Origin of the sequence: Providencia sp. PROV268 (assembly GCF_028477805.1) — a bacterium.
GTDB classification, from domain to species: domain Bacteria; phylum Pseudomonadota; class Gammaproteobacteria; order Enterobacterales; family Enterobacteriaceae; genus Providencia; species Providencia stuartii.
The window spans coordinates 93,982-110,962 of the sequence record NZ_JAMPLW010000005.1 but is presented as its reverse complement, the minus strand read 5'-3'; the positions used below and the strand labels follow the sequence as shown (position 1 = coordinate 110,962).

Sequence of the window (16,981 nt, the reverse complement as noted above, 5' to 3'; positions counted from 1 at the left end):
TTTTTATGTCTTCAAAATTTCGTTATGAACTTCCTACACGCGGTGGTGATGTCCGTCATCTTGGATGCTTGATTGGGGCCGCGGGTGCACTTGAATGTGCAGAGATGATAGAGCGTCATCAAGGGCCTGTGGTCATTATCACAAGAGACATGCAAAACACCTTGCGTCTCCGCGATGAAATTCAACAGTTTACGCAGCTGCCAATTGAAACATTGTCCGACTGGGAAACCTTGCCTTACGATAACTTTTCACCACATCAAGAAATTATCTCACACCGTTTATCAACACTGTATCGCTTACCTACTATGCAAAAAGGGGTTTTGATCCTTCCGGTCAACACCTTAATGCAGAAGGTTTGCCCATCTGAATTTCTGGCTAGCCATGCACTCGTGATGGCTAAAGGTGACAAACTTTCGCGCGATAACTTGCGCGACGAGCTAGATAAGGCAGGCTATCGCCATGTTGAACAAGTTTTGGAACACGGGGAATACGCTACACGTGGCGCATTATTAGACCTGTACCCAATGGGGAGCGCACTCCCTTACCGAATTGATTTCTTTGATGACGAAATTGATAGTCTGCGTACCTTTGATGTCGATAGCCAAAGAACGCTTGAAGAAGTTGAGAGCATCAACCTGTTGCCTGCATACGAGTTTCCAACAGACAAAGATGCCATCGAACGCTTCCGTAGCCAGTGGCGTGAACGATTCGAAGTCAGGCGTGACCCTGAACATATCTATCAACAAGTCAGCAAAAAAACACTTCCCACAGGGATTGAATACTGGCAACCGCTCTTTTTTAGTCAACCTTTGCCATCGCTATTTGACTATCTACCAACAAATACGCTGTTTATCTCACAGCATTATCAAGAAGCTGCCGAACGTTTCCAAAGTGATACCCAACAACGTTTCGAAAGCCGCGGTGTTGACCCGATGCGCCCCTTGTTGCCACCGACAGATTTATGGCTGACCGTCGAGCAACTCAATCAGGCATTAAAAAAATGGCCGCGAGTACAGCTATCTGTTGAAAAATTAGCCGATAAGGCAGCTAACACTAATTTAGATTACCTACCGTTGCCAGATATCGGTACACAAGGGCAAAGTAAACAGCCGCTTGAAAAATTGCGTCAATTTGTTGAACATTTTGATGGCACCGTCATTTTCTCTGTTGAAAGTGAAGGCCGGCGCGAGACAGTCACTGAATTACTGGGAAGGATCAAAATTCGCCCTGAGACTATTAGTCACTACTCCAGCCCAGTAAGCAACCGTTTTGCCATCATAATCGGGGCTGCTGAACACGGTTTTATTCAATCAGTACAACACCGTGCGTTGATATGTGAAAGTGATTTATTAGGGGAACGTGTTGTTCGTCGCCGCACAGATAACCGCCGAACTATCAATACTGATACGCTGATCCGTAACTTAGCCGAACTACGTCCTGGGCAGCCAGTTGTTCATATTGAGCACGGAGTGGGTCGTTACCAAGGGTTAACAACACTTGAAGCAGGTGGAATTAAAGCGGAATATTTGATTTTGACCTATGCGGGTAACGACAAGCTATATGTTCCTGTCTCATCCTTGCATCTTATCAGCCGTTACTCCGGTGGTGCAGATGAAAATGCCCCGCTACACCGCCTTGGTAGCGATAGTTGGGGGAAAGCGCGACATAAAGCCGCAGAAAAAGTCCGTGATGTCGCGGCTGAACTACTTGATATCTATGCTCAGCGAGCCGCCAAACCCGGCTTTGCCTTTAAACATGACAAAGAGCAGTACCAAGAGTTTTGTCAAGGCTTCCCTTTTGAAACGACCCCCGATCAAGAGCAGGCAATTAATGCCGTGCTTAGCGATATGTGTCAACCTATCGCAATGGATCGCCTTGTGTGCGGTGATGTCGGTTTCGGTAAAACCGAAGTCGCTATGAGAGCAGCTTTCTTAGCCATCAATAATAATAAACAGGTTGCGGTGCTTGTGCCTACCACTTTGCTGGCTCAACAACATTTCGATAATTTCCGTGACCGTTTCGCAAATTGGCCGGTAAGAATTGAAATGCTCTCTCGTTTCAAAACCGCCAAAGAGCAGCAACAGATACTCGAAGAAACCGCTCAAGGGAAAGTCGATATTTTGATTGGTACCCACAAGTTACTGCAAAGTGACTTAGTGTGGCATGACTTAGGGTTGCTCGTGGTCGATGAAGAGCACCGTTTTGGTGTCCGTCATAAAGAGCGTATTAAGGCTATGCGTGCGGATGTGGATATTTTAACGCTCACCGCAACCCCTATCCCTCGTACACTCAATATGGCCATGAGTGGCATGCGGGATCTGTCGATTATCGCAACGCCTCCTGCTCGCCGTTTAGCCGTGAAAACCTTTGTACGCCAATATGATGACCTTGTGGTTCGTGAAGCCATTTTGCGTGAAACATTACGTGGAGGCCAAGTTTATTATCTCTACAACGATGTTGAAAATATTGAAAAAGCCAAAAAACGTCTGGAAGAATTAGTACCAGAAGCGCGCTTTGTGGTCGGTCATGGGCAAATGCGTGAGCGCGAACTGGAGCGTGTGATGACCGATTTCCACCATCAACGCTTCAATGTCCTGATTTGTACGACCATCATTGAAACGGGTATCGATATTCCAACAGCGAATACCATCATTATTGAACGTGCAGACCATTTTGGCTTAGCGCAGCTACACCAGCTACGAGGTCGTGTAGGCCGCTCTCATCATCAAGCCTATGCCTATTTATTAACGCCACATCCAAAAGCGATGACTGCTGACGCACATAAACGTTTAGAAGCTATCTCTTCCCTTGAAGATCTTGGTGCGGGATTTGCCCTTGCCACTCATGATTTGGAAATTCGGGGTGCGGGTGAATTGCTCGGTGAAGATCAAAGCGGGCAGATGACGACGATCGGGTTTACGCTGTATATGGAGTTACTGGAAAGCGCGGTAGAGGCATTAAAAGATGGGCGTGAGCCTTCATTAGAGGACTTAGTTAATCAGCAAACAGAAGTTGAACTGCGCATGCCCGTGCTGCTTCCCGACGATTACATTCATGATGTTAATATTCGTTTATCGTTCTATAAGCGTATCGCCAGTGCTCATAATGAAGATGAGTTAAATGATCTTCGTACTGAGCTGGTTGACCGTTTTGGCACATTACCCGATGCTGGACGTTTTTTACTTGCCAGCGCGGCTATCAGGCTCGAAGCGGAAAAATTAGGTATCAAGCGAATTGAAGCTCATGAGCAAGGTGGATTTATTGAATTTGGTGAAAAACATAAAGTCTCGCCAAACTTCTTAATCAGTCTATTACAAAATCAACCGAAAACCTTCCGCCTCGATGGTCCTGTAAGGTTGAAATTTGTGCATGATCTTAGCGAGCGCGTGACACGCATTGAGTTTATCAAACAGTTGTTGCGTGACTGTGCGGATAACTTACTAGAAGCATAATCTATGATGCGTTAGAACAAATGAAAAGCCCCAGCCACATAATAATGTCACTGGGGCTTTTCCGCTCATTTTTATTCAAAATAAGCGTAGGTGTTTTTTCCCGCATAAATCTCTACGGCATTATTCATATTCAGCGAATTTCGGCTAGCTTCATCAAGTTTGACGCAATAAAACGGCACTAATGCATCAGTCTGGTTACGTGCCGCTTTACAAAGTTGACTACTAGAGGTACTTAAATCTAATCGCCCATTTTCATCAAGGGGGATAAATAGTCCTGGATCATAAACGGTGCGTACTTTGCCTAAGGTATTACCAATACGGTATACCACATCATAACCCATAATAATTTGTTCTACTTTTTCTGTTACTATGCATTTACGATTGTCACGTTCAAGTAGTGATGATAAGGAGTCCTTTTGGAGTGCCTCAATCATAAATACCATCTTACATTCACTTTGAGCTGGGTGATAGCGCGATAGATATTCCTGATTAAATCCATCAAATATCCCCATAACTGAACAATTCTCCTGTTCAATCAGCCGATGCGATTTTATTGGCTCTATCGAAATTACCGTCGCCAACCGACTTTCATCCTTGGAGAAACGCAGCGAAGTTATTGATACAATAATAATAAGGCAAATAACTATTGCTGCTAATAACACCTTATATGTTAGCTTCATAGGCTGCCCTTATTAATGACAATGTTAGTGAATAGTCCCATTGTAACTTTTCGCTTTAATAATTCGATAGTTACTGGCAAAACAATCAAAAGATTTAGAGTTTTCTTAATCAAGAACAAGTCAATAAAAATTTAACTTACTCCTGTTGGTTGTTAAGTCAATAAATTAAATTTTAATCTATTTTCACATATTGATTACGATCAATTTTTGGTAATTATAATTATAAAAAAGTCTTTTTTACACTTATTTTAAGTAATAACACGAAGATATCTTTTTATTAATTTCTATCAATTTTCCCCTTTATTTTTTTATTTCTCATTCAATGAATGCAAACGACCTTTTTAATTTTCATCAGAGAACACGACTAGCATTTTTTATATTACCTTTTCTTGCCTACCGCTTTAACATGATTTCACCCCATTTCTATTTACCTAGCGGCAACGCCCATTGAGAGCGGTTTTAGGTGACACTATGAGGTTGATACTCACATGACTCAACGGATACTTTTATAACTTTATATAAAACAAAAATTCCACATAATAGAAGGTAGCAACTGCCAATAATAAGTATATTAGCTTATAAGCTAATCCAGAATTTAATTAAAATGGCATATTTAAATTAATGCCGCTTCATATCAGGCATCTTTATAGTGTACCTCCTATAATGTATTTAATCGTTGGGGTTCGCTCAAAATAGTTTATTCATAAATAATCAATCAATTGATTAAAGTTTATATTTAAAAATACTTATAAAAAAATCCCCGTTTAATGAAAAACGAGGATTTTTCCTATTTATTGCGACTGACTAAAACGTTAGTGAAGTTTTAATTTCGGACGAATAATGCGGTTAATACTTCCGACTAACATCATTAACCCTGTTTTCACATAGCCATGAAGCGCAATTTGGTGCATTCGATACAATGAGATATACACAAAACGTGCAATACGCCCTTCCACCATCATATCCCCACGCATCAAGTTACCCATTAAGCTACCCACGGTACTAAAACGCGATAAAGAGACTAAAGAGCCATGGTCTTTATAGATATAATCTTTTAGTGGCTTATCTTTTATCATCGCCAAAATATTATCATAACAGCGGCTCGCCATTTGGTGTGCAGATTGCGCTCTAGGTGGCACAAAACCACCGTCAGGCTTAGCGCATGAGGCACAGTCACCAATCGCAAAAATGGTATCATCGCGGGTTGTCTGTAATGTCGACTTAACGACCAACTGATTGATACGATTCGTTTCTAACCCCGCAATCTCTTTCATAAAATCAGGTGCCTTGATACCGGCTGCCCATACCATTAAGTCAGCACGAATTTTCTCACCCTCTTTTGTATTCAAGCCATCGTCATCAGCGCTGGTCACCATCGTTTTAGTTAGCACTTTTACGCCTAACTTATTTAACTCTTGATGTGCTGCCGCAGAAATACGTGGTGGTAATGCAGGCAGAATACGTTCACCGGCTTCGACTAATGTCACATTTAACGCGTCAGTATCTAATCCTTTAAACCCATAACTGGTTAGCTGCTCTACCGCGTTATACAACTCAGCCGACAACTCAACACCTGTAGCTCCAGCTCCAACAATCGCAATATTCACTTTCTCTTCTGCATTGTCGCGAACAGAATAACGTAAAAATAGATTAAGCATTTCATCGTGGAATCGATGGGCTTGTTGCGGATTATCTAAGAAAATACAATGCTCTTTAACACCCGGCGTACCAAAATCATTTGAAGTACTACCTAGTGCCATGACTAAAATGTCATAATCAATTTCACGCTCAGGAACCAATAACTCCGCGTTTTTATCCCGTAATTCACCCAAAATGATCTTTTTATTGTCACGATCGATTTGTGTCAAAGAGCCTAATTGGAAGTTAAATGCGTTGTGACGAGCATGGGCAAGATAGCTCAAGGCGTCCACACCATCATCTAAAGAGCCTGTTGCTACTTCATGTAACAGAGGTTTCCATAAATGACTTGGATTACGATCCACTAAAGTGATTTCTGCACGTTTTTTACGCCCTAATTTACGACCTAGTCGTGTTGCTAGCTCTAAGCCACCAGCACCACCACCGACAATCACAATTTTTGGTTGAGAAAAGGCCATATTTCCCTCATTGCAAAATAAATTAATGTTATTTAAGCCTTATTCGAAATAAAAAAACTTAAATAACATTAATCACCACTTATAAGACCAAAAGTTTGTTGAGGATAACACGCTTGGTCATTTGGTCATACCAAATATTGATGTATATCAAATTAATTGATTAATATGACAGCGATCACAAAAAAGTGTGATTCGTTAGCAAAATGAAACGAGTCAGCTTGCATAGATTGATATTAATCAATATTTGAGCCAATTTCCAATCTATTTGATAATGAGAATCAGTTATTATTGGTAGTCAATATATGTGGACTTAAGGGGGCCATGACAGCTTATTGTTCACTAAGGGCTTACAAAAAAAGCGGGATAGTGTAAATTTTGTAGAGAAAACAACCCATATTAGAGATCATCATTTGGCTAGCTTCTCTGATAAATCTCTCGGTTTTTATCATTTCGGCGGTAAACGGCATCGTTCTTGTTGAAAGGCATAATTAATGAAATTTATTTTATATCAAATCATTACTAGCATTGTATCGAGCATTATTTGTATCTATCATCTTGTTACACTCTATCTTGTCTTTTCCTCTTTGCCTTTTGAGCTGTCCAGTGGTTATTTTTTAATAACTAAAATAACGATAATATTTCTTTCATTATACGTGATCGTTATTAATGAAGTGGCGAGACGGAACAAACGCTGGGAGTTTTGTGTTAATTTATTTAAATATAAAAAACAAAATAATATTCAACGAATTGATTTATTTATTCTTTTTTCATTTTCACTTGTCATCACCTATATCGTTACTCTACTGTTTAGTTTGCTACTCATCTTACTCATTCGCCTAAATCCAACCTTCTTGGAAAACCTCAATATTTGGATGTTACATATGACGATCACCGTCATTAAATATGCAACTTTATTGCTATGTTTAATCCCTTTATATAAAGCATTTATCGCCTATAAAAAGCAAAAAAACGATAAGTGAGACATTGTAGCGAAGAGATATCACTTTACCTCTTCGCACTTAAAAGCACGCTATGTCATCCCCATTAACTTTTTATACTGCTTGATCACTTAAATAAATCAATAACACAACTAAATTAAGTGACACTTTCTATTTACCAACGATTAATATTTCCCCAATCCGCTATAAATACCACTAACAAAACGGCCTTCATGATAACTTTTCAAACTTAAAATTCTCCTAAAGTGATAACTGCAACGCTTGATTCAGAATATTTACCTTTAGTTAGGTCATATAATAAAACTTAATAATAACTAAGCATTCTGATATAAGTGAAAAAAATGTCTGAGAACACAAGCAATCCTATTGATTTACTTATCAATAACCCGCAACCCTATGCGCCAGAAAGTATTGATGATGCGTTATTTTCAGCCGCAATGAAACAAGCTGATACCTGGCATTTAAACCGTAATGTTAATTATGCAAAGTTATGGGAAACAGAAGCCAACCCTCTGATCCCTATTAATTTGTTTAAAACCATGGATTTGGCGACAAATACCCAGCTTGATGGTATATGGTTAAATAGTTCAGGTACTGGGCAACATGGGAAAACACGCGTTTTCTTTGACAATCTCAGTTTAAAACGTATTGAAACGGCTATGGTGCAAATTTTTTTGCATAATCATTTGATTTCAACCACACCTTCTCGCTTTTTAATGTTATCTCCTGATCCCGCCACAGGTGAGCATGCAGGTTATGCCACTGCCTTTTTAAAGTTCACCCAATGTGCCCCAATACAAGAGCTTGTTTTTACTGTGTCAGAGCAAGGTCAATTTGATAGTGAGTTAGCGTGGTCTACACTCAAACGCTGGGCTAATGATCCTGCCCCTATCTATATTTTAGGCTTAACACTGTTTTTTGAATTTTTATGCCTAAAACGCCCTGAACCATTTACCTTGAAATCACCGATAAAAGGCTTAACCGGCGGTGGTTGGAAAGGGATGACAAAACAACTTGAACGCCCTGAGATTATTCAAGGTTTGCAACACGTTTTACAAGCGCCTAGCGTCGATATTCGCGATATTTATGGTATGACTGAACATCCTCTTCACTACATTAGTTGTCCTGAAGGTCATTTTCATCTCCCTGCTTATTCACGTTTTTCAATCATGGCTGAAGATGGGAGCCATGCACCAGAAAATAAAAATGGACTCATTGTACTTGAAAGCCCTCTGTTTGCCTCAATACCTTCACATCGCTTATTAACGCAAGATCTGGGCTGTTGGGGCAATAATTGTGCTTGTGGTCAACCGCTACCCTTCCTGCGCTATCTAGGACGAGCATCTACCCCAGAGGGCACCTGTGCGGCACAAGTAAAATGAAAAACTCACTACAAACGCGTGTAAATAAAATCAAACTGTGCCTAACAACTTTGCGTGAAGCTAATTGGTCGTTTTCGGAAGATGAAAATACGCAACAATTTTGTTTATCGCGTTTGGAGCGTCTGACTGAAAATCAGTTATTGGAACAAAAGATCCATCGTGAATTAGGTGGAAAATATTGGCATGCACCGAAGCGTTTGCTGATTATTGTTTCTGAAAAAGATCCATTAGGTACACTAGAAGCGCTATGTGCCGCTTACCTTATTGGCAGTAAAATTCGCCTGAAAGCCCGCATATCAATCAATTATTTGCAACAGGTTAAACGCATTCTGTCACTTGATGATGAGGAGTGTGAAATCATTGATTGGCAAAGTCATTTACAAAATGATCAGCAGATACTCTCTGGCGTCGATACGGTCTTACTCGCAGGGGGCGAGGCATTAATCCAACACTATCGTCAAATCACACCGCCACATATCAAATTGGTCGAACTAGGGCCAAAAATCAGTGGCATGGCAATCATTGGCAAGCAACTTCCTGCAATTGAATTGATTTTGTACGATATCGCCCTTTTTCACCAACAAGTCTGTAGCTCACCTCGATTCATTTTGTTGGATAACCCCTTAGCGGCAGAAGCGCTTTATCATCAACTGATAACCACACTTGATCACCTTCCCATTTTGTCTGACAACCTACGCTTACAAGGCATATCGCAATTTCGCGAACATCGGTTCACTTATTCGCTATCCGCTCCCGATAAGCCGAGTGTTTACAGTGAAAAAACAGGCTGGGGAGTCACTTATCAAACAGAGTTTGCCCCTCAAGCATGGTTAACTCAGGGCTTTCAACTCGTCGTTGCTCCTATCGAAGATAGCCTAAAACAAGCGCAAACACTTTGGCCTGGGCGCCTACAGACCCTTGGTTATTTTGGCGATTTAGATTCTTTGTCATTACAACAATACAGTTTTACCCGTTATTGCCCAATTGGTCGCATGCACCAGCGCCCTATTCATGCGCCGCATGATGGCTTTTTCATGCTATCTGCCCTCGTTAACTTTATCAGTAAGGAAGAAAATGGCGATAAATAACCGCAACCTATTAATTACTGGTGGAACTGGGTTTATTGGCTCTCATTTGCTGCATAAGCTTGCTGAACAAGGTCATAATTTAACTGTATTATCTCGAAATCCACAAAATCGTGTGATTCCCTATCGCCCCAAATTACCTGAAAAGGTGAACGTGGTGATTGGTGATATTTTGCAACCTCAAAGCTTAAAACAAGCATTGGCAGGGCAAGATGCCGTGATCCACCTTGCTGCGGATTACCGTGTCGGTTTAGCGCCAACCCGCCAAGCACGGCAGCATATGTATCAAACTAATGTCATCGGCACCTCAAACCTGTTAGCAGCAGCTCAAGATGCTGATATTTCAAAAATCGTTTATATGAGCTCAACCGCTGCTTTAGGCGAAACCCAAGGCGCATTACTTGATGAATCTCACCGGCACAATGGCATCTTTCGTAGTTATTACGAAGAAACAAAACATATTGCACACGAATTGGTTGTAAAACAGCAATGCCAAGGCGCTCCTATCAATATTGCCATCAGCGGTGGGGTATTTGGTTTAGGTGATAACAGCGTATTAGCCCAGACCGTAAACGCCTTTTTACTTGGAAAAATCCCTTTTCATATCGCAACGACAAGCACATTTCAACTTTGTCATGTGTCACATGTTTGTGATGGACTCATCACACTACTATCACCGGAAATTGTTCGCCAAAACTATATCTTGGCTGGCGAGACTTTCTCTATGCCCGAACTTTTTCAGATGCTAAGCCATTTTTGTGGCAGACCTTCTTTACCTGCCAAAAAGGCTTCTTCACTGAAAATACCTGCTTGGTTAATGGATAAACTCGCCAGCCTTGGGCTGACAATGCCGTTATCTTGCGAAGCGCTTCATATAATGGATGGCAGCTCCTACACTTATTCTTCCTATAAGGCCCAACAACAATTAGGTTGGAGTGCAGGCTATCCAAAAGAAGAGTTTATCGAATACGTATCACACCTCGCGACTCAATTGTCATCTGCTAAAAAGGATGTAGCATGAAAACCAAACATCTCTCATGCCAATGGGGGCACGTCACTCTATCCCTCGAATCAGCACAATTACTTTCCGTTAAAGGGAATAGCGATAATGCAGTTTTTTTTGGTCAAGGTTATGGCACCGCTAAACTACGTTTATGGCAACTCGATTTATCCCGCCGTGTCGCCAGTGGTCGCTTATCTGAAATTATGGGAAATGGGGCCTTACGTACCGATGTTTTTCAGCGACGATTAGGATTAGTGGAGCTGGCTGAGCGTGCGACAAACATTGATTGTGCCGCACCAACTCACTCTTGGCAGGCTATGCAATATCAACATATTCAAGCTTATACTGCCGGTATCAACCAAGCACTTAGTGAAATGAAAGTCTTACCCATCGAGTGCTTATTACTGCACTATCGTCCTGAAATTTTTTCAATCTCAGACAGTTATTTATTAGGACAACTGAAATATTTTATTAATTCCGCGTGGCAATATGAACTATTCCACACGCGCATAGCAAATCGATTGACGCCAAAACAGCATCAACAGTTATTGGCAACCTTTAGCCATGAAGGCCATCAAATTCCCCCACTACCACTAAATGAAAATGGGGATTGGCACCAAGAAGTGGTTAAGGCACTCAAAGATGGATTAAAAGGATTGCAGTATTTAGGGCTAGCTTCACCCGATACGGGCTCGAATGTCATTGCCATCAGTGGGTCATTAACCCAATCAGGAAAACCGCTATTGGCTACCGACCCTCATATGGGGCATGTGAATCCTAATTTTAATCTACTTTGCCGCCTTGAAAGTGATGAAGGACTCAATGTCGTCGGCTCTCATTTTCCAGGCTCTCCTGGCATTATCGTCGGTCGTAATAACCATGCTGCATGGGGAATGGTTGGTATCATGGCGGATAACCAAGACTTATTTTGGGGTAAGCTCGACCTTGAAAATGAGCAGGTTGAAACGGCATCAGGGAATCTGCCTTTAACTAAAAATATCCATGAAATCAAACTGAAAAATGGTAAATCACACAGTTTCACAACTTATAGCTTTGCTCAAGGGCGGTTAGTGTCAGAAAAAAATGGCTACGGTATGTTTTTACGTTGGCCTGCACTAGATGACCCAAGTGGTGACATTACCTTTTATCAGCTCGCCAAATGCCAAGATTGGCCTTCATTTAGAGATGCCCTTAAGCATGTAAAAAACTCACCAATGATGGTTGGCTATGCTGATATTCATGGGGATATTGGTCTGCAAACCATGGGATATATTCCAAAGCGTCATCAACAAATCGGTAGCTTGGTACTAAACCTAACAGAGCCACAGCACCAGTGGTTGGGTTATGTGCCTTTTGATGAATTACCTTGCGAACATAATCCTGAACGAGGCTATACTCTTTATGCCAATCAATATAGTGAGTCACTGTTTACGGGAAAAGTGGCTTTATCTAATCGCTGGCATCCCCCTAGCCGTTCACGGCGTATCGAGGCGTTGATCCAACACACCGACCAACACACCACCGAAACATTGACCGCTATTCAGGATGATAAAACAGATTATTTTGCCCAGCAGGCAAAACATTTTTTATTACCTTTCGTCCCTGAAGACAAGATGTTATCGCAGTGGGATGGTAACACAGAGAATATCCAAGCTTCGCGCTTACTTGATGTATGGTTCCAACATTTAACCGATAAATTACTTGGCAAAGTACTCAAACGAGGTTCCAGAACGCTATATACCGATTTTTGGCCAAGTTGCCGCTGGAGCATTCTCAATATCCTGCAACACCATATTGAGGATTGGCAGCATGAAGCCGATGCTTTGCCTAATCTGATCCGTGAATGTTATGCCACTGCGTTAGTCGCTAGCCAAAAAATGGCTCACCCCCAAGTTGAGTTTCAACACAGCATCAAAAAACCAATATGGCTCAATAAACTGTTAACAGGTCGTTTTCCTTATCAAGGCGGTAATCGCGAAACAGTCCATGCCACACGACAAAATGCCGATTTTCTGACGCAATCCCAAGCGGGTAAAAATGAGTCTATTAAGACTAAACCCTATACCTTTGGTCCTGGATTCAAACTAATCTCAAATTTAGCAAATCGAGGGGAATGTGTGTATTTAATCAATACACCGGCAAAAGGCTCCCCATTTTTCTGGCAACTAAGGAAAACACTTAACGATTGGCAAGCAGGTAAAAGAAAAACGACAAGACTGGCAAATAAGCAAAATAATAATGAGTGAGGATTTAGATCAATGGCAATATTGAAGCAATGGCAGCAAACTAGTCATCCTGCTCGCCTTTGGCACCCGATTTCTAATTCACGTATTCAATGTGAATTATGCCCTCGAGCCTGTAAAATTAACCTAGGTCGAGTCGGGACTTGTAAAGTCCGTCGCAATGAAAATGGTCGCCTAGTGACGCTTAACTACGGCAAATCCGTTCCTATGACACAAGAGTCCATTGAAACCGAAGCCGTTTATCATTACGCTCCCGGTGAACGCATTCTTTCTTTAGGCAATATTGGTTGTATGCTGCGTTGTGACTTTTGCCAAAACTGGACAACGAGTCAAGCCCGCTATGTTCAAGACAGCCATGTGGCATATTATCGCCCTGAAGATGTGGTGAATTATGCCTTAAAACACAATATTCGTGTTCTTTCTTGGACTTATAACGATCCGGTTGTTTGGCACGAGTTTGTCATGGATACCGCGAAACTGGCACGTGAAAAAGGCTTAAAAAATCTCTATAAAAGCGCATTTTATATCAGTGAAAAAGGGATTGATGAATTACTCACCGTCATGGATATTTTTAGTATTTCATTAAAATCAATGCAGGATAGCTTTTATCGCAAACACACCGGTGGTCGCCTTCAACCTATCCTTGATGGGATCAAACAAGTTTATGATGCTCGAAAATCAGGTAATTACCCACATTTAGAAATCTCCAATCTGTGTGTGACAGGCCGCAATGACACATTAGAAGAGGCTAAAAAAGTCTCTGATTGGATGCTAACCCATCTTGATGCTGAAATCCCGCTACACTATGTACGTTTTCATCCCGACTACCAATATACCCATGTCGAGCGCACCGCTATCCCACTCCTTGAACAAGCACGTTTGCAAGCGCTCAATGATGGAATGCGTTATGTTTATGTCGGTAATGTATTCGATACGCAAAGCGCCAATACCTACTGCCCTGAATGCCAAACACTGTTAGTAAAACGTAGTGGACTCATTGCAGAACCTTATATGGATAAAGGCTATTGCCCTCGTTGTCATTTCCATCCTCCAATTATTTTACCATGGGAAGATGCGAACACCGATAAAACAGTCTTGAGCATACCAGATGGGTTACATTGTATTACCCACATGTTCCGCGGCCCAGTTCAGGCCTGCCATATTGAGCAACAGCATGAATCGGATATTTATTACCAATTTGTCTCAAAAGACGGCACTCCTGTTAGCGATATCAATATGAATAACTGCGGTCGTTTTATGCTTTCTAAAAGTAACCCTAACGCGGAAGGTATTCGCCTCTATCATCATTTAAATGAACCTTGCCAACTATTTGAAGTTTATGACCGTGCCCATTTTCCTGTCACGGAAGCAGAGAAAACCCACCTTGGTAGTGAAAATGTGCCGGTGACTTTTATACCATTAAAGGGGCGCTAATATGCCGTTAAATCGTGGATGGTCATATCTACGCGCACAATCCATCGCCACGCAGCTACGTCGTGCCAAACTCAATGATAAAAGCCCTAATTTACCCATTATTTATCTACCGGGTATTTTAGGCAGTAAACTGTTTGATAGATCCAAACAAGCATTTATCTGGGGGGATTATCGTGGCGTTTTCACGAAAAGCGATTATGAGTATCAGGCTCCTTCTCCCGATACCCCTTGTAATATCTTAGCCACAGAGCAACTGCATGAATTCACGATTGTTCCTAAGCTCATCACAACATTGGTCACACAGGAGCTGAAAGATGTTTTGCACGTTGGTTTAGGTTATCGAGAAGGCCAAGACCTCTTCTTTTTAGCCCATGATTGGCGAGCGGATCACCGAGAGCTTGTTACAATATTAGATGCCGAGATTAACCGCATAAAGACCCTTTTTGGTGACAAACAAAAATGTATTATCATTGCGCAATCGGCATCTAATTTGGCTGTACGCTACTGGTTGCGTCAAACCAGTGAAGAGAATCGGCAGCTTATTGCCAAATGGTATGCTTTCGGCCCGCCATGGGAAGGAACGTTTCATGCGTGGTCAATGATGGAAACTGGCTATTACGCCGGTAGTCGCTGTTTTTATGGCTTTTCTCCCGATGATATTGCCGGATACCCGAGTGCTTACCAGTTACTTCCTGCTAATCCAACCGTTATCGATCATCATGGCAAAGCCATTGAACCGTTTGATATCTATGATGCCGACTGCTGGCAGCGGTTACGTATCGGCCCATACAAAACCTCCATCGTTTCAGAGCAATGCCAACGTGTACGCGATAATCTAGCAAGTTACTTACACAGTGCGAAAACATTTAACCATGCGGTTTCTGGTGTATGCCCTCATGAGCAGTCTGTTCCACAGGTTTGGTATCTGAGTGATAACAATACCGCTTTAACCGCTGCAATCTGGGCGCGTGATCGCTGGTATCTGAAAGCCAAAGAGATAAAACGAGATTTTGCCCATTTAGCTGATAAGACGTTAGCTAAAGGCGATGACCATTTACCACTTGCAGGCTTACTTAAACATCGTTGTGGGCCTATTGTCCGTGATAATTATCAACAGCCTTGGGGGGAAAGTTTTGTCTTTATCAGCCAAGCATCTACTCACCGTGCATTGATTAATCATACGCCGAATTTACGCAGTCTTGCTTTTGATATTGCCACCACAAGGCGATTACATAGAGATAAAGCGGCATAGCCTTGCCCCTGTGGCTCCTCCCCCAATTGAACGCTCCCATAAAGTTGACCGTGAATTAAGCGGTCTTCAAGCACTGAGTTCTGTATTCAACAGGGCTTAGTCCTTTTCATTTAACTTTGCATCTTTCATAGTGATAATCATGGATACCTTCATTCACGACTCCCCTGTTTAACAATCGAGTTAAACTTTTTGCCGCAAAAACGCTCAAGCTTAAGTAATTTAAAACTGACGTTTTAAGGACTGTTTTACCATAGAAAAAGCCCCTTCAAGTGAGACTAAAAGCATCCAACTTTTGGGGGCTGTTCAGTTTACGGCTTTTTTACTAACGACCGGTAATAGTTAACGCTGTTCTTGCCATTTACGATGCAGTTCTACCAGTTTATTGTGGCTCTCTTGCCAGCGTTGTGCGCCTTGTAAGTCTTTCAAGCTATATTGCCGACCACTATGGAACAGTGATGAAGCTAGGCTCCCTTGCTGCTTTGGTAGGTTATCTAATACACTCACTGCACCATCACGGTTGTTGCAAACCAACACCATATCACAACCGGCTGACAACGAAGCGGCTGCACGCTCTGGATAGCTTCCCATGATAGCCGCCCCTTCCATCGACAAATCATCAGAGAAGATCACACCATTGAAGCCCAACTGCTCACGTAAAATCGATTTGAGCCAGAATGGTGAGCCACTTGCAGGGCGGTCGTCTGCTTGTGTATAAATGACATGTGCAGGCATCACGGCATCAAGCAAATCGCGCTGAATAAAGTCTCTGAAGATTGACATATCTTTTTTACGAATAGTTTCAAGGTCGCGGTCATCACGAGGGGTTTCTTTATGAGAATCCGCTTTCACTGCCCCATGCCCAGGAAAATGCTTCCCTGTCGTTTTCATCCCCGCACTACGCATACCTTTAATAAACCGTTCCGCCATGATCATGGCAATTTCAGGATCTTCATGGAACGAGCGCTCGCCAATCGCAATACTTTGATGCCCAAGATCTAGCACCGGCGCGAAACTAATATCGATATCCATAGCAATCATTTCAGATGCCATTAACCAACCAGCTTCCTCCGCTAATTTTGCCCCTTCAGATTGGCTATTAAGTGCTGCAAATGCTTGAGCGGAAGGTAATGCCGTAAAGCCATCACGAAAACGTTGCACTCGCCCGCCTTCCTGATCAACCGCTATCAATAAGCGATGACGGGATGCATCACGAATTTGGCGAACTAACTCCCTTAATTGTGCTGCATCATGAAAATTACGGGTAAATAAAATTAACCCGCCCACCAGCGGATGTGCCAGTATTTCACGCTCTTCACTGTCCAGCTCATAGCCCTGAACGTCTAGCATTATCGGACCCATACATGCCTCACTATT

General features: G+C 42.1%; 10 protein-coding genes. 7 read left to right on the top strand and 3 right to left on the bottom strand.

Annotated elements, in window-relative coordinates:
• The first annotated feature begins 5 nt into the window (after positions 1-5).
• Positions 6-3,452 (top strand): transcription-repair coupling factor, encoded by a 3,447-nt coding sequence (gene mfd, locus PR699_RS04115; protein ID WP_014656161.1) that lies wholly within the window; start codon positions 6-8, stop codon positions 3,450-3,452.
• A gap of 71 nt (positions 3,453-3,523) precedes the next feature.
• Here the strand turns inward: mfd and umoD are convergent, their stop codons facing one another.
• Complete coding sequence (umoD, locus tag PR699_RS04110; RefSeq protein WP_272577825.1) at positions 3,524-4,132, bottom strand: UmoD family flagellar biogenesis regulator; 609 nt, start codon at positions 4,130-4,132, stop codon at positions 3,524-3,526.
• An 812-nt stretch (positions 4,133-4,944) separates the two neighbouring features.
• Complete coding sequence (locus PR699_RS04105) at positions 4,945-6,249, bottom strand: NAD(P)/FAD-dependent oxidoreductase (protein WP_004920811.1); 1,305 nt, start codon at positions 6,247-6,249, stop codon at positions 4,945-4,947.
• A 1,300-nt stretch (positions 6,250-7,549) separates the two neighbouring features.
• Here PR699_RS04105 and PR699_RS04100 point away from each other — a divergent pair.
• The 6 genes from PR699_RS04100 to PR699_RS04075 are packed head-to-tail and all read left to right on the top strand — an operon-like array spanning position 7,550 to position 15,607.
• On the top strand, positions 7,550-8,590 hold the full coding sequence (locus tag PR699_RS04100; protein ID WP_004920813.1) for a hypothetical protein: 1,041 nt from the start codon (positions 7,550-7,552) through the stop codon (positions 8,588-8,590).
• Positions 8,587-9,678: an acyl-CoA reductase gene (locus tag PR699_RS04095; protein WP_014656165.1), complete on the top strand. Its 1,092-nt coding sequence runs from the start codon at positions 8,587-8,589 to the stop codon at positions 9,676-9,678. The genes PR699_RS04100 and PR699_RS04095 overlap by 4 nt, the downstream gene beginning before the upstream one ends.
• On the top strand, positions 9,665-10,696 hold the full coding sequence (locus PR699_RS04090) for an NAD-dependent epimerase/dehydratase family protein (RefSeq protein ID WP_014656166.1): 1,032 nt from the start codon (positions 9,665-9,667) through the stop codon (positions 10,694-10,696). Before PR699_RS04095 ends, PR699_RS04090 begins: the two co-directional genes overlap by 14 nt.
• Positions 10,693-12,924 carry a penicillin acylase family protein gene (locus PR699_RS04085; protein ID WP_014656167.1) on the top strand — a complete coding sequence of 744 codons (2,232 nt, stop codon included), beginning with the start codon at positions 10,693-10,695 and terminating at the stop codon, positions 12,922-12,924. Before PR699_RS04090 ends, PR699_RS04085 begins: the two co-directional genes overlap by 4 nt.
• A 12-nt stretch (positions 12,925-12,936) precedes the next feature.
• Positions 12,937-14,355 (top strand): AmmeMemoRadiSam system radical SAM enzyme, encoded by a 1,419-nt coding sequence (amrS, locus tag PR699_RS04080; protein WP_014656168.1) that lies wholly within the window; start codon positions 12,937-12,939, stop codon positions 14,353-14,355.
• A gap of 1 nt (position 14,356) precedes the next feature.
• Positions 14,357-15,607, top strand: coding sequence for a hypothetical protein (locus PR699_RS04075; protein ID WP_004920818.1), 1,251 nt, complete (start codon positions 14,357-14,359; stop codon positions 15,605-15,607).
• A 339-nt stretch (positions 15,608-15,946) separates the two neighbouring features.
• Here PR699_RS04075 and nagZ read toward each other — a convergent pair whose 3' ends face one another.
• On the bottom strand, positions 15,947-16,966 hold the full coding sequence (gene nagZ, locus PR699_RS04070) for a beta-N-acetylhexosaminidase (protein ID WP_004920819.1): 1,020 nt from the start codon (positions 16,964-16,966) through the stop codon (positions 15,947-15,949).
• Positions 16,967-16,981 lie beyond the last annotated feature (15 nt).